The sequence below is a fragment of the Noviherbaspirillum sp. FW303-A3 genome (genome assembly GCF_058788695.1).
The window spans coordinates 420756-443755 of sequence record NZ_JBYTAZ010000001.1; the positions used below are offsets into that span (position 1 = coordinate 420756).

Annotated in this window: 21 protein-coding genes; 4 read left to right on the forward strand and 17 right to left on the reverse strand. The window is 59.2% G+C overall.

The window, feature by feature from the left end; translation table 11 throughout:
* Nucleotides 1-13: 13 nt before the first annotated feature.
* The 13 genes from lpxA to rpsB form a co-directional block, all read right to left on the reverse strand.
* Nucleotides 14-802 (reverse strand): acyl-ACP--UDP-N-acetylglucosamine O-acyltransferase, encoded by a 789-nt coding sequence (gene lpxA, locus AC3WOY_RS02005; protein WP_492420704.1) that lies wholly within the window; start codon nucleotides 800-802, stop codon nucleotides 14-16.
* Nucleotides 802-1272, reverse strand: a complete 471-nt coding sequence (gene fabZ / locus AC3WOY_RS02010; RefSeq protein WP_088709003.1) for a 3-hydroxyacyl-ACP dehydratase FabZ — start codon at nucleotides 1270-1272, stop codon at nucleotides 802-804. The genes lpxA and fabZ overlap by 1 nt, the downstream gene beginning before the upstream one ends.
* Nucleotides 1272-2321 carry a UDP-3-O-(3-hydroxymyristoyl)glucosamine N-acyltransferase gene (gene lpxD / locus AC3WOY_RS02015; RefSeq protein WP_492420705.1) on the reverse strand — a complete coding sequence of 350 codons (1050 nt, stop codon included), beginning with the start codon at nucleotides 2319-2321 and terminating at the stop codon, nucleotides 1272-1274. The genes fabZ and lpxD overlap by 1 nt, the downstream gene beginning before the upstream one ends.
* A 17-nt stretch (nucleotides 2322-2338) precedes the next feature.
* Entirely contained in the window at nucleotides 2339-2863 is a 525-nt protein-coding gene (locus AC3WOY_RS02020) for an OmpH/Skp family outer membrane protein (protein WP_492420706.1), read from the reverse strand.
* Nucleotides 2864-2900: 37 nt separating this feature from the next.
* The gene (bamA, locus tag AC3WOY_RS02025; RefSeq protein ID WP_492420707.1) at nucleotides 2901-5240 is read right to left on the reverse strand and encodes an outer membrane protein assembly factor BamA; all 2340 of its coding nucleotides are present in this window, start codon (nucleotides 5238-5240) and stop codon (nucleotides 2901-2903) included.
* A gap of 59 nt (nucleotides 5241-5299) precedes the next feature.
* Entirely contained in the window at nucleotides 5300-6661 is a 1362-nt protein-coding gene (gene rseP, locus AC3WOY_RS02030; RefSeq protein ID WP_492420708.1) for an RIP metalloprotease RseP, read from the reverse strand.
* Between the two features lie 16 nt (nucleotides 6662-6677).
* Complete coding sequence (ispC, locus tag AC3WOY_RS02035; RefSeq protein ID WP_492420709.1) at nucleotides 6678-7847, reverse strand: 1-deoxy-D-xylulose-5-phosphate reductoisomerase; 1170 nt, start codon at nucleotides 7845-7847, stop codon at nucleotides 6678-6680.
* Between the two features lie 13 nt (nucleotides 7848-7860).
* Nucleotides 7861-8679 carry a phosphatidate cytidylyltransferase gene (locus tag AC3WOY_RS02040; protein WP_492420710.1) on the reverse strand — a complete coding sequence of 273 codons (819 nt, stop codon included), beginning with the start codon at nucleotides 8677-8679 and terminating at the stop codon, nucleotides 7861-7863.
* Complete coding sequence (gene uppS / locus AC3WOY_RS02045) at nucleotides 8679-9437, reverse strand: polyprenyl diphosphate synthase (RefSeq protein ID WP_492429145.1); 759 nt, start codon at nucleotides 9435-9437, stop codon at nucleotides 8679-8681. The genes AC3WOY_RS02040 and uppS overlap by 1 nt, the downstream gene beginning before the upstream one ends.
* Before the next feature lie 163 nt (nucleotides 9438-9600).
* Entirely contained in the window at nucleotides 9601-10161 is a 561-nt protein-coding gene (gene frr / locus AC3WOY_RS02050; RefSeq protein ID WP_492420711.1) for a ribosome recycling factor, read from the reverse strand.
* Nucleotides 10162-10194: 33 nt separating this feature from the next.
* On the reverse strand, nucleotides 10195-10911 hold the full coding sequence (gene pyrH / locus AC3WOY_RS02055) for a UMP kinase (RefSeq protein WP_492420712.1): 717 nt from the start codon (nucleotides 10909-10911) through the stop codon (nucleotides 10195-10197).
* A gap of 245 nt (nucleotides 10912-11156) precedes the next feature.
* Nucleotides 11157-12038, reverse strand: coding sequence for a translation elongation factor Ts (tsf, locus tag AC3WOY_RS02060; protein WP_492420713.1), 882 nt, complete (start codon nucleotides 12036-12038; stop codon nucleotides 11157-11159).
* 128 nt (nucleotides 12039-12166) lie between these two features.
* Nucleotides 12167-12916 carry a 30S ribosomal protein S2 gene (gene rpsB / locus AC3WOY_RS02065; protein WP_492420714.1) on the reverse strand — a complete coding sequence of 250 codons (750 nt, stop codon included), beginning with the start codon at nucleotides 12914-12916 and terminating at the stop codon, nucleotides 12167-12169.
* A 241-nt stretch (nucleotides 12917-13157) separates the two neighbouring features.
* On the opposite strand from rpsB, the gene map reads away from it, so the two are divergent.
* Genes map through AC3WOY_RS02080 form a run of 3 tightly spaced genes read left to right on the forward strand, consistent with a single transcriptional unit; the run spans nucleotide 13158 to nucleotide 17316 of the window.
* Complete coding sequence (gene map, locus AC3WOY_RS02070) at nucleotides 13158-13991, forward strand: type I methionyl aminopeptidase (protein WP_492420715.1); 834 nt, start codon at nucleotides 13158-13160, stop codon at nucleotides 13989-13991.
* 5 nt (nucleotides 13992-13996) lie between these two features.
* Complete coding sequence (locus AC3WOY_RS02075) at nucleotides 13997-16549, forward strand: [protein-PII] uridylyltransferase (protein ID WP_492420716.1); 2553 nt, start codon at nucleotides 13997-13999, stop codon at nucleotides 16547-16549.
* Nucleotides 16550-16569: 20 nt separating this feature from the next.
* Complete coding sequence (locus AC3WOY_RS02080) at nucleotides 16570-17316, forward strand: pseudouridine synthase (protein WP_492420717.1); 747 nt, start codon at nucleotides 16570-16572, stop codon at nucleotides 17314-17316.
* Here AC3WOY_RS02080 and def read toward each other — a convergent pair.
* Genes def through AC3WOY_RS02100 form a run of 4 tightly spaced genes read right to left on the reverse strand, consistent with a single transcriptional unit; the run spans nucleotide 17313 to nucleotide 22179 of the window.
* On the reverse strand, nucleotides 17313-17849 hold the full coding sequence (gene def, locus AC3WOY_RS02085; protein ID WP_492420718.1) for a peptide deformylase: 537 nt from the start codon (nucleotides 17847-17849) through the stop codon (nucleotides 17313-17315). The two genes, AC3WOY_RS02080 and def, sit on opposite strands and share 4 nt — an antisense overlap.
* Entirely contained in the window at nucleotides 17846-18721 is an 876-nt protein-coding gene (gene galU, locus AC3WOY_RS02090; RefSeq protein ID WP_492420719.1) for a UTP--glucose-1-phosphate uridylyltransferase GalU, read from the reverse strand. The genes def and galU overlap by 4 nt, the downstream gene beginning before the upstream one ends.
* Nucleotides 18718-21111 carry an NAD-dependent DNA ligase LigA gene (gene ligA / locus AC3WOY_RS02095; RefSeq protein WP_492420720.1) on the reverse strand — a complete coding sequence of 798 codons (2394 nt, stop codon included), beginning with the start codon at nucleotides 21109-21111 and terminating at the stop codon, nucleotides 18718-18720. The genes galU and ligA overlap by 4 nt, the downstream gene beginning before the upstream one ends.
* Nucleotides 21112-21114: 3 nt before the next feature.
* Nucleotides 21115-22179, reverse strand: a complete 1065-nt coding sequence (locus tag AC3WOY_RS02100; protein ID WP_492420721.1) for a cell division protein ZipA C-terminal FtsZ-binding domain-containing protein — start codon at nucleotides 22177-22179, stop codon at nucleotides 21115-21117.
* A gap of 436 nt (nucleotides 22180-22615) precedes the next feature.
* Between AC3WOY_RS02100 and AC3WOY_RS02105 the strand changes: the two genes are divergently transcribed.
* The gene (locus AC3WOY_RS02105; protein ID WP_492420722.1) at nucleotides 22616-22966 is read left to right on the forward strand and encodes a hypothetical protein; all 351 of its coding nucleotides are present in this window, start codon (nucleotides 22616-22618) and stop codon (nucleotides 22964-22966) included.
* The last annotated feature ends 34 nt before the right edge of the window (nucleotides 22967-23000 follow it).

Genomic DNA, 23000 nt, shown 5'->3' on the forward strand with positions numbered 1-23000 from the left:
CGCAATGGAAAGCTCAGCGGACGATGCCACGGGTCGTCGTGTCGAGGAATTCGCGCATCATGCGAACATGGCCGGCCGAGCCGGGAGAATCCGCTTCCAGCTTGACCAGCGACGCCTTCGCCTCTTCCAGGGTCAGCCCGGACTTGTAGATCAGCTTGTAAGCGTTGCGGATATCGGAGATCTGTTCCCGGGAAAAGCCGCGCCGCTTGAGCCCCTCGACATTGATGCCATGCGCCGCTGCCGGATTCCCGTTCAGCATGACGAAGGGAGGGACGTCCTGCGTGAGGCTCGTGCTCATTCCCAGCATGGCGTGCGAACCAATCTTGCAGAACTGGTGCACGTTGGAAAAACCGCCGAGGATCACCCAGTCGCCCACATGCACATGCCCGGCGAGGGCTGCGTTATTGGCGAAAATGGTGTTGTTGCCGACCTGAACATCATGGGCGAGATGCACATAGGCCATGATCCAGTTGTCATTGCCGAGGCGTGTGACGCCTTCGTCCTGCGCCGTGCCCAGGTTGAACGTGCAAAACTCGCGCACGAGATTGCGATCACCGATTTCCAGCCGCGTCGGTTCGCCTGCGTATTTCTTGTCCTGCGGCGGGCCGCCGATCGAAGAAAACTGCAGGAATCGGTTGTCGCAACCGATGGTCGTATGGCCATCGACCACGACATGCGGCCCGATCTTCGTGCGGGCCCCGATTTTCACGTTGGGCCCAATGATCGAATAAGCGCCTACCTCGACCGAATCGTCGAGTTCCGCATTGGGATCGACGATCGCGGTTGGATGGATGACTGTCATTACTGCCCCGCTGGCTGGCTTGCGTCGGCCGCGCTGCGCATCGTGCACATCAACTCAGCCTCGACTGCCACCTGACCGTCGACCGTTGCCTGTGCCTTGTATTTCCAGATTCCGCGCGACTGGCGCAAGATTTCGACCTGCATCCTGAGCTGGTCCCCCGGCTCGACCGGGCGCTTGAAGCGCGCACCGTCGATGCCGACGAAGTAGACCACGCTGTTTTCATCGGGTTTCTGTCCCATCGTCAGGAAGGACAGCAACGCGGCAGTCTGGGCAAGCGCCTCGATCATCAACACGCCCGGCATCACCGGCTTGTGAGGAAAATGTCCGTTGAAGAATTCTTCGTTGACAGTGACGTTCTTGATCGCGGTGATCGTCTTGCCGGACTCCCATTCCAGCACACGGTCAACCAGCAACAGCGGATAGCGATGCGGCAGATATTCTTTGATTTGATTGATATCGAGCGTTTTCATTACTTTTTTTCAGTGAGCGACTTGATGGTTTTTTCCAGCTCGCGGATTTTCTCACGCATTGTTCCCAAATTGCGCACGATGACGGCGGATTTTTCCCATTCGGCATTCTTTGCCAAAGGATAAAAGCCCGTATATTGCCCCGGTTCGAGAATGGAACGCGACACCATGCTGCCGGACGAGATGTGGACATTGTCAACTATTGTCAAATGACCAAGCACCATCGCGGCGCCGCCAAACGTGCAGTACTTCCCGATCTTTGCACTGCCGGCAACGCCAACGCAGCCAGCCATGGCGGTATGCGCGCCGATATGGCAGTTGTGACCGATCTGGATCTGGTTATCCAGCTTGACCCCGTCCTCGATGATCGTGTCGGCCAATGCCCCCCGGTCGATCGTCGTATTGGCGCCGATTTCCACGTCATCGCCAATGACCACGCGGCCCGTTTGCGGAATCTTGATGTAAACACCTTTCTCGCGGGCGAAGCCAAAGCCGTCCGCACCGATCACCGCGCCAGAATGAACAATCCCGCGCCTGCCGATTTCGCATCCAGCAAGGAAGGAAACGTTGGCGAAGAAATGCGTGCCCTCCCCGACCTTCGCATTGCGGCCGACAAAGCAGCCTGCATCGATGATTGCGCCATTCGCAATGTCGGCACCGGCATCGATGGTTACATGCGGCCCGACCGTTGCGCCGGCATGGACCCTGGCATCCGGGTGCACGGAGGCACTCGCATGGATGCCTGGCACAACCGGGACAGCCTCCAACTCGGCAAAATACTGTGCCGTCCTTGCGAAGTATGCGTAGGGGTTGTCGGTGACGATCATAGCGCCCTTGTACGTGGCGCTGATGACCGGTTCGTCCGCTGCCGAAAGAATGAGTGCTGCCGCCTTTGTCTGCGCAGCCTGCGACCTCAGCTTCGGATTGGAGAGAAACGTGATGTGCGACGCGCCTGCCGCGTCGAGGGGTGCGATGCCGGAGATTTCGATCTCTGCATCGCCTGTCAGTTGGCCTCCCAAGCGTTCGACCAATTTACCCAGCCGAGTGCTCATTGCGGCCCTTTGAAAAGTTACTTGTTGAGCGCCTTGAGCACTTTGTCAGTGATGTCGATGCGCGGACTGGCATAGACAGCTTCCTGGAATACGATGTCGTACTTTTCGCTTTCCGCAATCTGCTTGATCACCTTGTTCGTGCGCTCCAGGACGAGTGCCAGTTCCTCATTGCGGCGCTGGTTCAGGTCTTCGCGGAACTCGCGCTGCTTGCGCTGGAAATCCTTGTCCAGGTCGGCCAGTTCGCGCTGGCGCTTGACGCGGTCAGACTCCGAGAGGACTGCGGCATCCTTGTCGAGCTTGTCGGACATGGACTTCAGGCGGCTTGCCAGATCCTGCAGCTCCTTGTCGCGCTTAGAGAACTCCTGTTCGATCTTCGCCTGCGCAGCCTTCGCCGGCGCGGCTTCACGGAAAATCCGCTCGGTACTCACGAAACCGACTTTCGATTCCTGAGCCTGCGCGCCCGCAATCGGAAGCAGGAACGCCGCGATCAGGGCGAAGCACTTAAGCGGCGAAAAATTGGGTGTTAAAGACTTCAAGGTCATTCTCCGCAGATCAAATTACCATTATGCCATTGACGGCTTAGAAGCCGGTACCGAGCTGGAACTGGAAGTTCTGCTTGCGGTCGCCTGCCTTCGAATTCAGCGGCACGCCATAACTCAGCTTCAACGGACCGATCGGCGACACCCAGCTGATACCGGCGCCGACGGCATAGCGAAGGTCGGACACATCCATCTTCGCGCCCTCTGCAAAGACATTACCTGCGTCAAAGAAAGTAAACCAGCGCAAGGTCCGGTCGTTGCCGGAACCCGGGAACGGGAACTGGAGTTCGGCATTGGCGATGATACGCGATGTGCCGCCCAACGGGTCGCCGTTCAGTGCGCGCGGACCGAGGGAGGAGCCTTCATAGCCGCGAACGGAACCAATGCCGCCTGCATAGAAGTTCTTGAAGATCGGATACGGACGTCCGCCCAGGCCGCGGCCGTAATCAATCTCGCCGTTGAGCGCCAGCGTTACCGCCCGGAACAAGGGCCGGAACCACTGGTGCTGGTACATGGCACGGTAGTATTTCAGGCTGCCAGCCGGCGCGAACTCGACATTGACGCGCTGATAGCGGCCAACCGTCGGTACTAGTGCGCTGTCGCGGTTATCCCGCTGCCATGCCGCAGTCAGCGGGAAGCTGGTGGTGGTCGCATCCGTGCCATCGCCAAAGTCGGAGACGTAACGCTTGTACAGCTCGGGACTGTCGTTGAAACCCGGCACTCCCGTATAGGTCTGGACCTGGGTCCGTTCGATGCCGGCACCGAAGAACACCGTATCCACCTCGGAGAACGGAACGCCGAACTTGATGTTCGCGCCGGTAGTCTTGACGACGTAATCGCCCGTGTTGACTTCAGGAGGCCGCGTCGTGCGCAGGAAGACTTCATAGCTGCGGCTGACACCGTCATCGGTGAAATACGGGGTCGTCTGCGACAGCGCAATGGTGCGGTTGCGGCGGCTCGTGTTCACGTCGATGCCAAGCGTATTGCCGCTGCCGAAGGCATTGGCCTGCTGGATCGAGCCAGTCAGCATGAGCTTTTCACTGCTCGAAAAACCGGCACCCAGCAGGATGTTGCCGGTCGGCTTTTCGGCCACGGTCATGTTGACGTCCACCTGATCGGTGGTACCCGGAACCTCCGGCGTTTCGATGTTCACTTCCTTGAAATAGCCAAGGCGGTCCACACGGTCGCGGGACAGGCGAATCTTCTCGCCGTCGTACCAGGAGTTTTCGAATTGCCGGAATTCCCGGCGGACCACTTCATCGCGCGTCTTGGTATTGCCGGCGATGTTGATCCTGCGAACATACACACGCTTGCCCGGATCAATCAGTACCGTGAAACTGACTTCCTTCTTCTCGCGATTGATTTCGGGATTGGCATTGACGTTGGCAAAGGCATAGCCGAAATTGCCCATGCGCTCGGAAATCTTCTTGACGCTTTCCGCCAGCTTTTCGCCCGAGTACACATCGCCGCTCTTCAGTTCGACCAGGCCGCGCAGTTCATCTTCGCGGCCGAACATTTCGCCTTCCAGCTTGACGTCGCCGACGGTGAACTTTTCACCTTCGTTGATATTGATCGTGATGTAAATGTCGCGCTTGTCCGGGGTGATCGACACCTGCGTCGACTCGACCTGCATTTCGAGATAGCCGCGGTTCAGGTAGAAGGAACGCAGGGATTCGATGTCGCCGGTCAGCTTTTGCTTGGAATACTGGTCGGCTTTGGTGTACCAGGTAAACCAGCCGGGGGTGCGCAGGTTCAGCAATCCAAGGAGATCCTTTTCCGGGAATGCCTTGTTGCCGATGATGTTGATCTGTTTGATGCGGGATACTTCGCCCTCGTCCACGGCAAAGCTGATGTTGACGCGATTGCGCTCGACCGGCGTGACGGTGGTCGTGATCTGCACGCCGTACAGGCCGCGCGAAAGGTACTGGCGCTTCAGCTCCTGCTCCGCGCGATCGACCAATGCCTTGTCGAAGATGCGCGATTCGCCCAGGCCGATATCCTTGAGCGCCTTCGTCAACTGCTCCTTGTCGAACTCCTTGGTGCCGGAGAAATCGACGCCTGCGATCGCCGGGCGTTCTTCTACCGAGACCACGAGCACGTTGCCTTCCACCTCAAGGCGGACGTCCTTGAAGAAACCCGTGGCGTAGAGCGCCTTGATGGCAGCGGCGCCCTTTTCATCGTTGTAGGTTTCTCCGACACGTACCGGCAGGTAGCTGAATACGGTTCCCGCCTCGGTGCGCTGGATACCCTCGACGCGGATGTCCTTGATCGTAAACGGATCCACCGCCAGCGCATGTCCGGCACAGAGAGCCAAGGCGGCAACAGCGATAAGTCGGCGGGAAAAGAAAGACTGGGGAGAACGCTCGGAATATAATTTCATCGGTTATTTTATTATCAATATCCCTGCCCGCCGGCGGTCCGCTCGGGGCTGGCAGGGACTCAGGACATGAGCCGGATGATGTCGTTGAAGACGGCTACCGCCATCAAGGTCATCAGAATGCCCACGCCTGCTCGCTGGGCCAATTCTCCGATCCGTTCGGGGATCGCCCGCCCGGTCAAAAGTTCCAGCGAATAATACAGTAAAAGCCCCCCGTCTAAAACCGGGATGGGAAGCAGGTTCATGACACCCAGACTGATGCTGATGAACGCGATAAAGGTCAGGTAACTGATGATTCCGATTCGCGCAGTCTGCCCGGCGTAGTCGGCGATGGTAATGGGCCCTGTGATGTTCTTCCAGGAAACTTCGCCGATGAGCATTTTACCAAGCATCTTGAGAGTCAGTACGCTGGTGTCCCAGGTCTTGCCGACGGCCTTGGTAAGGGCGGGCAAGAGCGATTCCTGGGCAACGACCATTTCCGGTGCGAGCGGCACTTCCGCCTTGATCCTTCCCACCGTCTGCCCGTTGTTCTCATAGGATTCGGGTGTGATTGCGAGAGTAAAAGGTTCGCCGGCACGGAGGCCATCAATGCGAATAGATTTACCGGCGGATGCCCTGATGATTTCCACAAAGGCAAGACCGTCGAGCACAGGCCGTCCATCGACCACCTGAATGACATCGCCCTCTTGAAGACCGGCATGCATGGCTGGTCCATCCGGAACAATTTTCCCGAGTATCGCCTTCGGGCGTGCCAGATCGATCCCAATCTTTGCGAGAAAGTCCCCTTCAAGGTCGCCCGGGGTCAAGCTGTCCAGACGCACGCTGACGGTTTCAGACGTAGTGCCCTTTCCTTCGACTGTACGTTGTACACCGAGCTGGGCAGGCGTACCTTCGAGCGCCAGTTGCATCACTTTCCAGCGCAAGTCGGTCCAGATCTTTACCGACTCGCCATTGACCGTGGTGACGAGCTCACCGCCACGCAAACCGGCTTCATAGGCGGATGTCTTTTCCGGCACTGCCCGCAGACGGGCTGCCGGTTCCGGAATGCCGTAGTTGTACAAGCCGGCAAAAACAGCGATGGCAAGCAGAAAATTGGCGAGTGGCCCCGCAGCCACAATGGCGATCCGCTTCCACACGGACTGCCGGGTAAACTCCCGCTTCAGGTCTTCCGGGGGGATAGTGCTGAGGTCTTGCTCGCGAGCATCGAGCATCTTGACGTAACCGCCGAAGGGGAGCGCCGACAGTGCCCATTCCGTCTGGTCGGGCCCGATCCGGCGGGAATAGACAATCTTGCCCATGCCGACGGAGAAGCGGAGGACTTTGACGCCACACCATCTGGCAACCAGATAGTGGCCCAGCTCATGCACGACAACCAGCAGGGCAAGTGCAACAAGGAACGCGACTACGGTATGCAGCAGAGTCATTGTTTACCCGACAGAGTCATTGAATGAAGGAAAGCGCTTTCTCCCTGGCTCGCCTGTCCTGCTCCAGCAGATCATCGAGCGAGGTCATCTCGACACAGGGCACGGCATCCATGACGCTTGAAATGACGCGATCAATGGCGCGGAAACCGATTCTCCTGTCCAAGAATGCTTGGACAGCAACTTCATTGGCTGCGTTCAGTATAGCTGGCGCGGTACCACCGGCCAACAAGGCATCATAAGCCAGTTTGAGGCAGGGGAAGCGGACGAAATCCGGCTGTAAAAATGAGAGCTGGCCAATCTTTACCAGATCGACCGCCGCCACACCGGAAGCGATCCGGTCCGGATAAGCAAGTCCGTAGGCAATCGGCGTCCGCATATCCGGGTTGCCCAGTTGGGCAAGGACGGAGCCATCCACATAGGACACCATGGAGTGAATGACGCTTTGCGGATGGATGACTACTTCGATCTGCTCGGCGGATGCGCCGAAGAGCCAGTGCGCCTCGATGACTTCCAGCCCCTTGTTCATCATGGTGGCCGAATCCACTGAAATTTTCCGGCCCATGACCCAGTTCGGATGTGCCACGGCCTCTTCCGGCGTTACCGACTCCAAGGTATCGACATCCCGCTTCAGGAAGGGACCGCCGGAAGCGGTCAAAAGCACTTTCGAAACACCATGCCTCTCCGGCTCCCGGCCATAACCTATGGGCAGGCATTGGAAGATAGCATTGTGCTCGCTATCGATGGGCAAGAGAGCGGCTCCGCTTGCGCTGACGGCATCCATGAAGAGACGGCCGGACATCACCAAGGCCTCTTTGTTGGCAAGCAATACTTTCTTGCCTGCACGCGCAGCCGCCAAAGTTGGCGGAAGGCCGGCGGCACCCACAATGGCAGCCATGACAGAATCGCACCGTGCGGCACTCGCAACCTCGCACAATGCAGATTCGCCGTACGCCACCTCCGTCTTGCCGCCCTTTTCCTTAAGCGCGCGAGCGAGCGAGGACGCGGCGTCCGATGAGCCGACAACGGCAACTTCAGGCTGGAACTGGAGGCACTGGGCAGCCAGTTCATCGACGCGGCTGTGTGCTGTCAGTGCGTACACCTGGTAACGATCGGGATGGCGTGCCACCACGTCTAATGTTGAAACCCCGATGGAACCGGTTGACCCAAGAATCGTAATTCGCTGCATTGCTACATCCGTGTCAAAGCCATGAGCCGATCAAGACGGCGAGCGGGAGTGTCGGGATCAAGGCATCGATCCTGTCCAGGACGCCGCCGTGTCCCGGCAGCAGGTTGCTGCTGTCTTTCATCTCCGCCCGGCGCTTGAGCTGCGACTCGAACAGATCGCCGACAATGCTGGCGGCGACCATCAATGTCATCACACCGGCGAACCCAGCCCATCCCCAGCCAGCAAGGACGTCTGCGGCAAAGGTATCCGCAAGCGGCGGGTAATGCGCTGACAGGCCTGCCAGAACGAGAACGGCGATCCAGCCTCCAATCGCGCCCTCCCATGATTTACCTGGCGAGATCGATGGCGCAAGCTTGCGCTTTCCGAACGCCTTGCCGGCGAAATAAGCGCCGATATCGGCAATCCAGACAATCGCCATGACCGAAAGCAGATACAAGGGGGAGTGCTGGAACAGCGCGACGATGGCGACAAAGCAGCCAAACACGGCGATTCCATAGACTACGCCCAGGAGCCTGCTCCCTACCGATCCGGCGGCCGGCAAACCCAGTGCGAGCGAAGGCGCAAGCCGGATCGCCCAGATCGCCACGCACAGCACGAACAGCAGGCGCACGCTGCCCGCATCTGCGAAATAGACCGCCAGCACGAAGACCGCTGTCCAGATCGCTGCGCCGACAACCGGCTGTGTCGCGCGAAACAGGCGTGCGGCTTCCCAGGCGGCGGCACCGAAGAATGCCGCCGTCACCAGAAGAAAGAAAACCAGGGATTTCGAATACAGGACTGAAAGCAGGATTGCCAGCAATACCAACGCCGTGATGACGCGCGTTTTCAGCATCAGGACGCCTTTTTCTGTTCTATCAGCTGTTCGCTGGTACGTCCGAAGCGCCGCTCGCGCTGCTGGTAGGATTCAATGGCAAGATCGAGCGCCGGGCCGTCAAAGTCCGGCCAGAAGGTTTCGGTGAAATAGAACTCGGTATAGGCAAGCTGCCAGAGCAGGAAATTGGAAATCCGCTCCTCGCCGCCAGTCCGGATGAACAGATCCGGCTCAGGCGCATAGGCCATGGAGAGATGCTGCGCCAACTGGTCTTCGGAGAAGTCCGTCACACCGGGATTTGCTGCCATCATTTTGCCGACGGCCTGCATGATGTCCCAGCGGCCACCGTAGTTCGCGCAAATCGTCAATGTCAACCGCGTGTTGTTGGCTGTCCGGCGCTCGGCACTGGCGATGAGTTCCTGGAGCTTGGCATCGAAACGGCTCAGGTCACCGACAATCTTCAGGCGTACTCCGTTGACATGGAGCTTCGCCACTTCACGCTCCAGTGCCGTCATGAACAAGCGCATCAGAAGCGAGACTTCTTCCGCAGGGCGGCGCCAGTTCTCGGAGCTGAATGCGAACAGCGTCAGGTACTCGATACCGCGCTCAACACACGCCTCGACCATGGCGCGCACTGCTTCGACACCTTTCTTGTGACCCGCCACGCGCGGCAAGAAGCGCCTCGTTGCCCAACGTCCGTTGCCATCCATGATGATGGCAACATGGCGCGGAACCGGTGAGGCAGAAGGTATGTCTTGCGTTGAACTGGTATGCGTCATGATTAGCCCGGTACGAAAAAGAGTTATCGCGAGGAACCCGGCCGCCCGGCAGCCGAGATATTTGTCATCGAATTCACGCCGCGACCATGATGCGTAAAACCGGTGCGGAGGTGGCGGGTTCCGGCGCACGCGTTCCACCGCCGGGGAACGCGTCCAACTGCCGTCAAACGGTCAAAAGCTCTTTTTCTTTTTCGGTAATCAGCTTGTCGACTTCAGCCACGAACTTGTCGGTCAGCTTCTGCACATCGTCCTGCGCGCGGCGCTCATCGTCTTCCGAGCATGCCTTGTCCTTCAGGAGCTTCTTCAGCGCTTCGTTCGCGTCGCGGCGGATATTGCGAATTGCAACCTTGGCGTCTTCGCCCTCACCCTTCACGACCTTCACGATTTCCTTGCGGCGCTCTTCGGTGAGCGGCGGCGTCGGCACGCGAATCAGGTCGCCCTGGGTCGACGGATTCAGGCCAAGGTCCGACTCGCGAATCGCCTTCTCGATCACACCCACCATTTTCTTTTCCCACGGCTGCACACCGATGGTGCGTGCATCGAGCAGGGTCAGGTTGGCGACCTGGCTGATTTGCGTCGGGGTGCCATAGTAATCGACGTGGACGTGGTCGAGGATACCCACGTGCGCACGGCCGGTACGAACTTTCGACAAATCCGCCTTCAGCGTCTCGATCGACTTCTGCATCTTTTGTTCGGCGGTTTTCTTGACGTCAACGACTGTCATTCTGCTCTCCTGTTTTGCTACGGTACGACTTAGTTATACATGAACCAGCGTGCCTTCGTCTTCGCCCATGATGACATTCTTCAGGGCACCCGGCTTGACGATGGAAAAGACCTTGATCGGCAGTTTCTGGTCCCGGCAAAGTGCGAACGCGGTGGCATCCATGACCTGCAGGTGCTTGGAAATCGCCTCGTCGAAGCTGATCGTCGCGTAGCGTACGGCATTACGGTCCTTGTTGGGATCGGCGCTGTAGACGCCGTCGACCTTGGTTGCCTTCAGCACGATCTCCGCACCGATCTCCGATCCACGAAGTGCTGCAGCCGTGTCGGTGGTAAAGAACGGATTGCCCGTGCCGGCGGCGAAGATCACGACCTTTCCTTCTTCAAGGTACTGCAGTGCCTTGGGACGCACGTACGGTTCGACGACCTGTTCGATGCTGATCGCCGACATGACGCGGGCGGTAATGCCGACCTGGCGCATGGCATCGGCCAGCGCGAGCGAGTTCATGACGGTAGCCAGCATACCCATGTAGTCGGCTGTCGCGCGGTCCATTCCCTGCGCGCCGGGAGCGACGCCTCGGAAAATGTTGCCGCCGCCGATGACGATTGCCAGCTCCACACCCAGCCCTGCCACCTCGGCAACGTCCGCGACCATGCGCTCGATGGTTGCGCGATTGATGCCGTATGCATCGTCGCCCATCAGCGCTTCACCGGAGAGTTTGAGGAGGACGCGCTTGTAAGCTGGTTTTGTCATGGGCAAAGACTCCTAGTAATGTCCGGTTCTGCTTGAAATTCGGTTATCCCCGATTTCAACAGCACCCAGCCTCCGCAGGCTTAAGATTAGTTGAAAATCGGGATTTTCGGTGTACTTGTCTATTGACGAAACGTAAAACAATGTTCCTTGGCAATAATTGCATGAAATGACTCATGCACAAGTACACACACTGCTGGTGATTCGATACACCTAGAAAAACGGGCCTTTCGGCCCGCTTTTCTTGCTTACGCCTGCTTGGCTGCTGCAACCTGTGCGGCAACCTCTGCCGCGAAGTCATCCTGTTTCTTCTCGATGCCCTCGCCGACGACGAACATCGTGAACGACTTCACGGTGGTGTTCGTTGCCTTCAGCATCTGCTCGACGGTCTGCTTGTCATTCTTGACGAATGCCTGGTTCAGCAGGGAGACTTCCTTCAGGTACTTCTGCACGCTGCCTTCCACCATCTTGGCGACGATGTCGGCCGGCTTGCCGGACTCGGCTGCCTTCTGTGCAGCGATCGAACGCTCGGTCTCGATCAGGTCTGCCGGAACGTCGTTGGACGACAGGGCAACCGGCTTCATCGCTGCGATGTGCATTGCGACGTCCTTGCCAACCTGCTCATCCGCGCCGTCGTACTCGACCAGCACGCCGATACGCGTGCCATGCAGGTAAGAAACCAGCTTGGAGCCGGTGTCGTAACGCTTGAAGCGGCGGAACGACATGTTCTCGCCGATCTTGCCAACCAGTGCAGCGCGCACTTCTTCCAGGGGCTTGCCGTCGACCGGCAGCGCGGACAGCGCAGCGACGTCGGCCGGATTTTTCTCGGCGACCAGCTTGGCTGCGGTGTTGGCCAGTGCGATGAATTCGTCGTTCTTGGTCACGAAGTCGGTTTCGCAGTTGACTTCGATGATGGCGCCCACGCCACCGGAAATCGAAACTGCAACCACGCCTTCAGCGGTGATGCGGGAAGCAGCCTTGGATGCCTTGCTGCCCAGTTTCACGCGCAGGATCTCTTCAGCACGGGCCAGGTCGCCGTCGGCTTCGGTCAGTGCTTTTTTGCATTCCATCATCGGCGCGTCGGTCTTTGCGCGCAGTTCGCCTACCATCGCTGCGGTAATTGCCGCCATGTCTTTCTCCTCAATTCAGTGAGCGTCTGTTCGGACGCGTTCAATCAAAATACGTTCAAGCCGGCTAAAAAAAAGGGGCGAACCGCTGTTGCCCCTTCTTTGAAGCCCGACACTTCAGGCACAGGGCCTTAGGCCTGCTCGTTGACCTCGACGAATTCGTCGGCGCCGCCCTTGACTGCTTCCAGCACTTCGGTAGTGGCGTTGGCACGGCCTTCCAGGATCGCATCTGCCACGCCGCGAGCGTAGAGTGTGATCGCCTTGGAGGAGTCGTCATTGCCCGGGATGACGTAGGTCACGCCTTCCGGGGAGTGGTTGGTATCGACCACGCCGATGACCGGGATACCCAGCTTGGTGGCTTCGGTGATGGCGCCCTTGTGGTAGCCGACGTCGATGACGAAGATAGCGTCAGGAATGCCACCCATATCCTTGATGCCGCCAATAGACTTCTGCAGCTTTTCCATCTCGCGCTGGAACATCAGCGCTTCCTTCTTGCTCATCTTCTCGACGGAACCGTCTTCGATTGCCGCTTCCATGTCCTTCAGGCGCTTGATCGAGGTCTTGATGGTCTTGAAGTTGGTCAGCATGCCGCCGAGCCAGCGCTGGTCGACGTAGGGCATGCCTGCGCGCTGGGCTTCAGCAGCGAGGATTTCGCGCGCCTGACGCTTGGTGCCGACGAACAGGATGTTGCCGCGGTTGGCAGCGAGTTGGCGAATGTACTTCATCGCCTCCTGGTACATACCCAGGGTCTTTTCCAGGTTGACGATATGGATCTTGTTGCGATGACCGAAGATATACGGGGCCATCTTGGGGTTCCAGAAGCGGGTTTGGTGACCGAAATGGACACCGGCTTCCAGCATTTCGCGCATGGTAACGGACATGAATTTCTCCAGGGTTAGGTCTGGAATCCGATCAGTCACCCTTGGTTGGGCACCCTTTGGGACCGGATTCGCGATTTTCAAACGGTTTCACTTGAAGTCATTTCAAGCTAACCCGAGATTCTACCTTAATTTCAATGAATTATTCAAGCTGGGGAACGCTATTCCCAAGCGGGCGAAACGTGCGTCGTCTATAATTCCCAATTGACTATTATTTACGCTTTCTGGCGTATCGTTGCTTGCCATGGGTTCCATCACTATCAAAACCGAAGACGACATCAAGGGCATGCGCGTAGCCGGGCGCCTGGCTGCCGAAGTACTTGATTTCATTACACCTTACGTCAAACCCGGCGTCACGACCGGCGAACTTGATCGTCTCTGCCACGAATACATGACCAATGTCCAGGGAACCATCCCTGCGCCGTTGAACTACTGCCCGCCGGGTTATACCCCCTATCCCAAGGCAATCTGCACCTCGGTCAACGATGTGGTCTGCCATGGCATTCCGGGCGACAAGGCGCTCAAGAACGGCGATGTCATCAATATTGACATTACGGTCATCAAGGACGGATATCACGGCGATACGAGCCGCATGTTTTTTGTGGGCGAGCCCTCCATTCTTGCCAAACGATTAACGGAAATCACTTACGAATGCATGTGGCTCGGCATTTCCAGGATCAAGCCCGGGGCTCATCTGGGCGATATCGGCTACGTCATTCAACAGCACGCCGAGAAGGCCGGCTACAGTATCGTTCGTGAATTCTGCGGCCACGGAATCGGAAAGGTTTTTCATGAAGAGCCGCAAGTTCTTCATTACGGCCGGCCGGGCACGCTTGAAAAATTGCTTCCTGGCATGATTTTTACGGTCGAGCCGATGATCAATGCCGGACGCCGGGAAATCCGCGAGATGGGCGACGGCTGGACCATCAAGACCAAGGATCGCAGCCTCTCCGCACAATGGGAACACACCGTGCTGGTGACGGAGACCGGCTACGAAGTGCTCACCGTGTCCGCCGGCATGCCGCCCCCACCCGCTTTCATCCAGCAAGCAAACCCGGCTCAAACCGTTACTGCGTAGCGTACATGGCATCTCTTGCAATGACGCTCAAGGAGCAGTTGAAAGCAGAGCGCCAGGCAGCAATAGCGGCATTCCGGGCAGACGGAAAACCGGAAAAGCTGCTGACGCAGCTGCGCCAGAATGTCGACGCAGCGCTCATCCACGCGTGGCAGAGCTTTATGCTTCCTTCGAGTGCGGCGCTTGTCGCTGTCGGTGGCTATGGCCGCGGCGAATTGTTTCCGCATTCGGATGTCGACGTTCTCATCCTGCTCGATGCCGCGCCGGACACTGCGCTTCAGGGAAAGCTCGAGGAACTGGTTCAGCTTTTCTGGGATATCGGCCTCGAAATCGGCCACAGCATCCGGACGGTTGACGAGTGCCTGACGGAATCCGCGGCCGACATTACCGTCCAAACCAGCCTGCTGGAGAGCCGTCTCGTCACTGGCAATCGCAAGCTGTTCCAATTCCTGCAGGAGCGCCATACTGCGGCCATCAATCCACAGGCCTTCTTCCAGGCGAAAACGCTCGAGATGCGCCAGCGTCACGTCAAGTACGAGGACACGCCTTACAGCCTCGAACCAAACTGCAAGGAAAGCCCGGGCGGCCTGCGCGATCTGCAGGTCATCCTCTGGGTGGCCAAGGCGGCAGGCCTTGGGGATTCGTGGCGCAAACTGGCGGAACGCGGGCTGATCACCCCCACGGAAGCACGGCAACTGACGCAGAAGGAGCGTGCATTCAAGGACATCCGTATCCGCCTGCACATCCATGCGGGCCGCCGGGAAGACCGACTAGTCTTCGACGTCCAGACGCCAATCGCCGAAACCTTCGGATTCGAGACAACGGAAACGCGCCGTGCCAGCGAATATCTGATGCAGCACTATTACTGGGCAGCCAAGGCCGTCACTCAGCTGAATACCATCCTGCTGCAGAACATCGAGGCGCAACTGTTTCCGCAGCCCGGCTCCCCCCAGCCGATCAACGAGCGCTTCAACGAAATCCACGGTCTCATCGATATCGCTCGTGACGACACCTTTGAGGCAACGCCGTCTGCGATGCTGGAAGTGTTTTTGCTGATCGCACAGCATTCGGAGCTCAAAGGAATGACGGCTCGCACCTTGCGCGCCCTCTGGCACGCCCGCTTCAAGATCGACAGCAAGTTCCGCCGCGATCCGGCGAACCGCGCCCTCTTCCTGCAGATCCTGAAAGCGCCGCAAGGAATTACCCACGCACTGCGCGGGATGAACCAGACCAGCATCCTCGGCCGCTACCTGCCGAACTTCCGCCGCATCATCGGCCAGATGCAGCACGACCTCTTCCACGTGTACACCGTCGACCAGCACATCCTGATGGTGGTGCGCAACGTGCGCCGCTTCACGATGACGGAGCACGCGCACGAGTATCCGTTCTGCAGCCAGCTCATGGCGAACTTCGCGCAGCCCTGGCTGCTGTACATCGCGGCCCTCTTCCATGACATCGCGAAGGGCCGGGGCGGCGACCATTCGAAACTCGGCATGGCCGATGCGCGCAAGTTCGCCAGGGAGCACGGCCTCTCGAGAGAGGATTGCGAACTCGTGGTCTTCCTTGTCGAACACCATCTGTCGATGTCCCAGGTCGCGCAGAAGCAGGACTTGTCCGACCCGGATGTGATCCGCAATTTCGCAACCCTTGTGAAGGATGAGCGGCACCTCACGGCGCTCTATCTGCTGACGGTTGCCGACATCCGCGGCACCAGCCCGAAAGTGTGGAATGCATGGAAGGGCAAGCTGCTGGAAGACCTTTACAAGATGACGCTGCGCGTGCTCGGCGGCGAAGATCCGTCGACCGACCATGAGTTGCACAACCGCCAGGAAGCGGCACTCAAGACGCTCCGCCTGTATGGCCTGCCGCAGGATGCGCATCAACGGCTCTGGCAACAGCTCGACGTCGCCTATTTCCTGCGTCACGATGCCGCCGACATTGCATGGCAGACGCGCTCGCTCTACAACAAGATGGATAGCCCGACGCCGGTCGTGAAATCCCGCCTTGCCCCGATCGGCGAAGGCGTGCAGGTGGCAGTCTATGTGAAGGACCAGCCGGATCTGTTTGCGCGCATCTGCAGCTACTTCGACAAGAAAAACTTCAGCATCCTCGACGCCAAGATCCATACGACAAGACACGGCTACGCGCTGGATACGTTCCTTGTGACCGAACCGGCGTTTGCGAACAATTACCGCGACATCATCAGCCTCATCGAACACGAACTGACCGAACTGCTGGAATCGAGTACACCGCTGCCGCCACCGACCAAGGGCCGCCTGTCGCGGCTTTCGCGTACCTTCCCGATCACGCCGACCGTTGACCTTCGTCCGGATGAAAAGGGGCAATACTACCTTCTGTCCGTGTCCGCTAACGACCGCAACGGCCTGCTGTATTCCATTGCCAATGTCCTGGCGAAGTACCGCGTCAACCTGCACACCGCGAAGATCATGACTTTGGGCGAGCGCGTGGAAGACGTGTTCCTGGTAGACGGGCCGATGCTCCATAATGCGCGCAGCCAGATCCAGCTCGAAACCGACCTGCTGGACGCGCTTCGCATCTAACCCTTTTCCCCTGCATCACCATGAACGAACCAGTACGCCTGTCCAAACGCATGTCCGAGCTCGGGCTTTGCTCACGCCGCGAGGCGGATGAATGGATTGAACGCGGATGGGTGCGCGTCGACGGAAAAATCATTTCCGAACTCGGCAGCAAAGTCCTGCCGAACCAGCGCATCACGATCGAACGCCAGGCATCGGCGCAGCAAGCGAAGCGCGTCACGGTGCTCCTGAACAAGCCGGTCGGCTTCGTCAGCGGACAGGCAGAAGATGGCTACAAGCCGGCCGTGACCATCGTCTCCGCCGACAGCCGGTGGAAGGAAGACAAGGCGCCGATCCAGTTCCATCCCAGCCACTTGCGCAGCCTCGTGCCTGCGGGACGGCTCGACATCGATTCGGTCGGCCTGCTCGTGCTGACGCAGGACGGGCGCATCGCCAAGCAGTTGATCGGCGAGGACACCTCCATCGAAAAGGAATACCTTGTGCGCGTCCAGTACACCAGGCCGGGCAAGCTTCCGGATTCCGACCTCAAGCTGCTCAACCACGGCCTGTCGCTCGACGGGAAGAAGCTGCTGCCGGCCAAGGTGCGGTGGCAGAATGACGACCAGTTGAATTTCGTGCTGCGGGAAGGAAAGAAGCGCCAGATCCGGCGCATGTGCGAAGCGGTCGGCCTCAAGGTCCTCGGGCTCAAGCGCGTGCGGATCGGCCGCGTCAAGCTGGGCGAACTGCCAGTTGGCCAGTGGCGCTATCTCGGCAGCGACGAGCAATTCTAGTCGTCGGCGCTGGCATCCAGTCCCGGGAACAGGATATCGACGTAGCCGAACCGTGAAAAATCCTTGATCCGCATTGGATAAAGAATCCCGGCAAGGTGATCGCATTCATGCTGCACTACACGCGCATGAAATCCTTCCGCCTCACGGCTGATCGCCGCGCCGTATTGGTCTACGCCTGCGTAGTGCAACCGGTTCCAGCGCGGCACCACGCCGCGCAGGCCGGGAACGGAAAGGCAGCCCTCCCAGCCCTCCTCCATCTCGTCCGATAACGGCTTGAGGACCGGGTTGATCAGGACCGTCTCCGGCACCGGGGGTGCATCCGGGTAGCGCACATTCTGCTGGAAGCCGAAGATAACCAGCTGCAGATTGACACCAATCTGCGGCGCGGCAAGCCCGGCCCCGTTAGCCGCGCGCATCGTATCGAACATGTCGGCGATCAATGCATGCAGCTCCGGAGTGTCGAACTGCGTCACGGCTTCCGCCTGGCGCAACAGGCGCGGATCGCCCATCTTGAGGATTTCGCGGACAGTCATTTCAGTTGTTCCAGATAGTGTGCGAACGCGGGCCCCATTTCGGGATGTTTCAGCCCCATGGCTACGGTCGCCTGCAGGTAGCCGAGCTTCGACCCGCAGTCATACCGCCGGCCATCGAAGCGATATGCCATCACGCGCTCATGCTGCATGAGCTGCGCAATACCGTCCGTCAGCTGGATTTCGCCGCCGGCGCCTTTTCCGATGCGTTCGAGATAATCAAAGATACTGTTGTTCAGGACGTAGCGCCCGACGACACCGAGCGTGGATGGCGCCTGTTCCGGAGCCGGCTTTTCGACGATGCCGCGCACCAGCGCCAATCGTTCTTTGCAGGGACTCGTACTGACGATGCCGTACTGTCTGGTTTCTTCTCGCGGCACATCCTGCACAGCAAGGATGCTCGCCCCTTCGCTGGAATAAGCATCGAGCATCTGGCCAAGAACCGATTTGCAACCGGTGTCCACGTCCATCAGGTCGTCCGCCAGCAAGACGGCAAAGGGTTCGGTTCCGACGACCGGACGGGCGCAAAGCACGGCGTGTCCGAGCCCGAGCGGCGCCGGCTGCCGCATGTAGATGCAATGGATGTCCTTCGGCACGGCATTGCGCAGGATGTCCAGCAGCTCTGTCTTGCCCCCTGCTTCCAGCTCCAGTTCAAGCTCGTTGGCAGAGTCAAAATGGTCTTCGATGGCGCGCTTGTTGCGCCCGGTGATGAAGACCATCTGGGTAATGCCGGCGGCGACCGCCTCCTCGACCGCATATTGAATCAAGGGCTTGTCCACTACCGGCAGCATTTCCTTCGGCTGGGCTTTCGTCGCCGGAAGGAAGCGCGTGCCAAGTCCTGCAACCGGGAAGACGGCTTTCCGTACTCGTGTCATTTTTCTTCCAGCATCCTGAGCAATGCAGCTTCATCGATCACCGGGACACCCAGGTCCTGGGCCTTGGTCAACTTGCTTCCCGCTTCCTCGCCGGCGACGACGAAGGATGTCTTTTTCGATACCGAACCGGACACCTTGCCGCCGGCTGCCTCGATACGGGCCTGCGCCTCGTCGCGCGTCAGGTCGGGAAGCGTGCCGGTCAACACAAAGGTCTTGCCGGCAAGATGTCCCTCCTCGGCCGCCGCGCCTGCAGGCAACTGATCAAGCAGGTTTCGACGAACGGCATCCAAATGAGCGACCTGCGCAGCATGATCGCTCTCGGCAATCCACATGGCGATCGACTCCTTGATGTTCTTTGGCAGATCGATGCTGTCGGAAACCGGAATCTCGCCAAGCGAGGAGATATCCGCCCCCTGTTCCGCAGCCTGGCGGCAACGCGTTTCGGTGAACTTCGGAATACGCAACGCCGCGAGCAATTCCGCCTGTCCCAGCTTTTCGCGCAACTTTGCACTGGGCGGATGCTCGTCACGCGGCTTTACATTCGCCGCCAGCAATTTGTCGATTGCCTGCTGGTTCCGCTCCTCGGCGAAGAATTCAGAAATCGATTCGGCAACGGTGTCGCCAATGTCAGGCAGGACACGGAGCAAGGCGACCGGCGCCTGGCGAATGTTGGCCAGGCTGCCCAGCCAGTCCGCGAGCGTCTTGGCCGTCGTTTCGCCGACATGGCGGATGCCAAGGGCGAACAGCAGCCGCTCCAGCGGCGGGTTCTTGCTCGCCTCGATGGCATCGATCAGATTCTCTGCCCACTTCGTCGCAATCTTTCCTTTTTGCACCGTTTCCGGCGTGATGCCATCACGCTCGTCGGCGCGGCGCTTCATCTCGAGGAGATCGTCCAGTGTCAGCCGGTACAGGTCGGCGATGCTGTGCACGTAACCAAGGTCGACGAGGTTCTCGATGTAGCGATCGCCCAGCCCTTCGATATCCATCATGCGGCGGCCGGCAAAATGCGCAATCGCCTGCTTTCGCTGCGCGGCGCAGACCAGGCCGCCGGTACACCGCCAGTCCGCCTCGCCTTCCTCGCGGTCGATATGGCTGCCACACACCGGGCATTTGCCTTCCAGTCGCTGGAACATGTCGAACGGCTGGCCGACCGCAGCGGGCCGCCGCTCCAGCACGACGGAGACAACTTCGGGGATGACATCGCCCGCACGGCGCACAATCACTGTGTCGCCGATGCGAACATCCTTGCGGCGTGTTTCATCCTCGTTGTGAAGCGTGGCGTTGGTCACTGTCACGCCGCCGACGAATACCGGCTCCAGCTTGGCCACCGGCGTCAGCTTGCCCGTCCTCCCCACTTGGACATCGATGTCGCGCACCACCGTCATCTGCTCCTGCGCCGGATACTTGTGCGCCACGGCCCAGCGCGGCTCGCGGGATACAAACCCGAGGCGACGCTGCAAGGCAAAGCTGTTGACCTTGTAGACGACACCGTCGATGTCGAAGGGAAGCGTGTCGCGAATGGCGGCAACGTACTTGTAGAACTCTGCCAGGCCCGATGCGCCGGCGACGACCCTGCGCTCGGCATTGACTGGCATGCCCATTGCTGCCAGGGCATCGAGGGTACCGCTGTGCGTCTCGGGTGTCTGCCAGCCCTGTACGTCCCCAAGGCCATAGGCAAAAAAACTGAGGGGACGCTGTGCGGCAATCGCCGGATCGAGCTGGCGGACGGCTCCCGCGGCTGCATTGCGGGGATTGACGAACGTCTTCTCGCCTTTTTCACGCTGGCGCTCGTTCATGCGCTCGAATGCATCGCGGCGCATATAGACTTCGCCGCGCACCTCAAGCACGGGAGCCTCGCAATTCTCCAGGCGCAGCGGAATCTGGCGGATCGTCCGAATGTTCTGGGTAACATCCTCGCCGGTCGCACCGTCTCCACGCGTTGCTGCCCTGACGAGGATGCCGTTCTCGTAGCGCAAATTCAGCGCCAGTCCGTCGAATTTGAGCTCCACGGCATATTCGAGCTGCGCCGCTTCGGCGTCCAGTGCGAGTTCGCGCCTAAGCCTGGCGTCGAACGCAATGGCACCGGCTTCGGTGGTATCGGTCTCGGTACGGATCGACAGCATCGGTATCGCATGCCGTACCGGCTCGAACTGCGGCAGGGGCTTGCCGCCGACGCGCTGCGTCGGCGAGTCAGCCGTCATCAGTTCGGGATGCGCCTGCTCCAGTTCGACCAGCTCGCGGAACAGCTTGTCGTACTCCGCATCGGGAATGGTCGGATTGTCGAGTGCGTAGTAGGCATGGTTGTGGCGATGCAGCTCGGCCCGCAACCAAGCGGCCCGCTCCTGCCAATGGGTTGTCCCGGGGGAACCGGGAAACAGGTCGGGTTGCATTCGTCAGCTGAACAGGCGCAATGCGCGCGTGGATCCTGCCGGGATGTTCGCGGTTTCCATGTGGTTGTAGAACGCTGTCACCTGTTCGGCAATTTCAGCCAGCGCAGGTTCTGCCAGGGGCTGGTTGCCGTCGTCCACGACCACGCCGTCCAGCCGGGAGGCAAGCATGCGCGCACACGCCGTCATCGCACCGAAACCGTCACGTTGCGGCGCCACGCGGGGCACGTCCAGCAACAAGGTCAGGCGTGACGTCGTTTCGGCCGCGAGCGTCACATTGGTGGAAAGAGAGAAGAGGATGCCGCCATCGCCGTCGGGCATGACAAGCCGGCCGTCGGGGCGCAGATCAAAACCCTGGCGTTCGAGTGCCGCAAGCAGGGTATTGATCGCCCATGGCGCGCCTTTCGATTGCACGTTGACACTTAGCTGCGCGTCGTACTCGGCGACGAACTGGTGCAGTGACCGCGCCCGTGCCATGACGTGCGCCATGTCGGGGACGTCGAGGTCCGCGTCCAGTTCGTCAGCGAGCTGGCGCAAGCGCGTGATCAGCTCGGAGTATTCAATTTCATTCAGCGCACCGCTGCGGTTCGCCAGCTGCACGCCGGCGAAAAGTCCGTAGTACTGTCCGCCATGAGCAACAGGCTCCCAGCTGCTGTCTTCGCGCTGGCCGATGAAATGAACCGCCTTGTTCCCGACGTGCCGCAGGGACTGCAGCTTTTGCAGGATCTTCTCCCCGCGCTGAGGCGCCTGAAGCGTGAGCGAAATCGAGCAGTCGATGAGATCGTCCACCGGCAGTTCTTTCTGCGGCACTTCAACCAGCGCCTCGATCTGTTCGTCCTCATGGGCAGCGGCCGGCATCCCGGCAACAGCTTCCGCACCGGGCGCCAGCGTCGGTTCCTGCCTTGTGCCGGAAGGAACGTCCGAAGGATTCATGAGCACGTCGTCATGCTCCGAGGAAAAGGCACGCTGCACACTCTTCCGCGCCTTGTACTCTTGCCACTTGTTATAGCTGATCACGCCAACGACAATCGTGCCGCCGATGGCCATGAGGCTCATTTGCAGTTCCGTCATGCCTCACGTACCTCAATGGGGAAAGGATGGAAACCATGCCATCCGGAAATCAGTGATCGGGTCATTTGTGCATCCAGGTAGAAGCCAACCGCGCGCCATGGGCGAAGAATGGCTTGGGGGCGAGGATACTACCCTCGCCGGTACCGGGCTGAGAGTAGTGTCGGTCAATAAAGTTGTCAAGCAAGACAGGCTGCAACGCGATGCAGTCTTTCTTGCGGTCCATTTAAAAATGTTCACCAGGAATTGATCCTTGCCGAAACATCGGTTCCGGCCCGTTGACGTTCATCAATACAGGCGGAATGTCGTGAACAATAGAATAACAACTATTCCGCAGCGACATTTTTCAGTAGCAAAGCGCGCGCACTGTCATTGCTGAACCACGTTTCGGCCTCCACGCCGAAACACCAGGAAATTCCTTTCTTATCTGGAGGATTGCATGGAATCTCAATATGGAACAAGCGCGAGCATGGCCCGTGCCTATGCCAGCGAGGAAGCCCACGCGCGCCCAGGCAGCACCCAGCGCCAGTCAGGCAATACAACAGGAATGAACATGCGCTCCGCCAACTCAGGCTTCGACATTTCCACTCCGAAAGAATTCAAATTCCAGCAACTCGCAATGATGTCCATCAGTCCGATTGTGCGATCAATCCAGCGCTGGTGGTTGCAACGCGCCGAGCAGCATTACCTGATCTGCGCCGACGTGGAACAGCAGCGAGCACGGGAAGCGCAGATGAATGTTGCCTACTACCAAAAACGCGCCGCACTGGCGCGCTCCGCACGCAATTAAACCGGCCGCATTGATGTTTGCGTGCATCCGACGG

Bases quoted from the DNA above. Each gene is read 5' to 3' on its own strand.
- lpxA (WP_492420704.1), bottom strand. From the start codon at position 802: ATGACAGTCATCCATCCAACCGCGATCGTCGATCCCAATGCGGAACTC.
- frr (WP_492420711.1), bottom strand. From the start codon at position 10,161: ATGACAGTCGTTGACGTCAAGAAAACCGCCGAACAAAAGATGCAGAAG.
- AC3WOY_RS02100 (WP_492420721.1), bottom strand. From the start codon at position 22,179: ATGACGGAACTGCAAATGAGCCTCATGGCCATCGGCGGCACGATTGTC.
- map (WP_492420715.1), top strand. From the start codon at position 13,158: ATGGGTTCCATCACTATCAAAACCGAAGACGACATCAAGGGCATGCGC.
- uppS (WP_492429145.1), bottom strand. From the start codon at position 9,437: ATGACGCATACCAGTTCAACGCAAGACATACCTTCTGCCTCACCGGTT.
- AC3WOY_RS02040 (WP_492420710.1), bottom strand. From the start codon at position 8,679: ATGCTGAAAACGCGCGTCATCACGGCGTTGGTATTGCTGGCAATCCTG.
- AC3WOY_RS02105 (WP_492420722.1), top strand. From the start codon at position 22,616: ATGGAATCTCAATATGGAACAAGCGCGAGCATGGCCCGTGCCTATGCC.
- AC3WOY_RS02080 (WP_492420717.1), top strand. From the start codon at position 16,570: ATGAACGAACCAGTACGCCTGTCCAAACGCATGTCCGAGCTCGGGCTT.
- fabZ (WP_088709003.1), bottom strand. From the start codon at position 1,272: ATGAAAACGCTCGATATCAATCAAATCAAAGAATATCTGCCGCATCGC.
- rpsB (WP_492420714.1), bottom strand. From the start codon at position 12,916: ATGTCCGTTACCATGCGCGAAATGCTGGAAGCCGGTGTCCATTTCGGT.
- AC3WOY_RS02020 (WP_492420706.1), bottom strand. From the start codon at position 2,863: ATGACCTTGAAGTCTTTAACACCCAATTTTTCGCCGCTTAAGTGCTTC.
- ligA (WP_492420720.1), bottom strand. From the start codon at position 21,111: ATGCAACCCGACCTGTTTCCCGGTTCCCCCGGGACAACCCATTGGCAG.
- rseP (WP_492420708.1), bottom strand. From the start codon at position 6,661: ATGACTCTGCTGCATACCGTAGTCGCGTTCCTTGTTGCACTTGCCCTG.
- tsf (WP_492420713.1), bottom strand. From the start codon at position 12,038: ATGGCGGCAATTACCGCAGCGATGGTAGGCGAACTGCGCGCAAAGACC.
- bamA (WP_492420707.1), bottom strand. From the start codon at position 5,240: ATGAAATTATATTCCGAGCGTTCTCCCCAGTCTTTCTTTTCCCGCCGA.
- pyrH (WP_492420712.1), bottom strand. From the start codon at position 10,911: ATGACAAAACCAGCTTACAAGCGCGTCCTCCTCAAACTCTCCGGTGAA.
- galU (WP_492420719.1), bottom strand. From the start codon at position 18,721: ATGACACGAGTACGGAAAGCCGTCTTCCCGGTTGCAGGACTTGGCACG.
- ispC (WP_492420709.1), bottom strand. From the start codon at position 7,847: ATGCAGCGAATTACGATTCTTGGGTCAACCGGTTCCATCGGGGTTTCA.
- lpxD (WP_492420705.1), bottom strand. From the start codon at position 2,321: ATGAGCACTCGGCTGGGTAAATTGGTCGAACGCTTGGGAGGCCAACTG.
- AC3WOY_RS02075 (WP_492420716.1), top strand. From the start codon at position 13,997: ATGGCATCTCTTGCAATGACGCTCAAGGAGCAGTTGAAAGCAGAGCGC.
- def (WP_492420718.1), bottom strand. From the start codon at position 17,849: ATGACTGTCCGCGAAATCCTCAAGATGGGCGATCCGCGCCTGTTGCGC.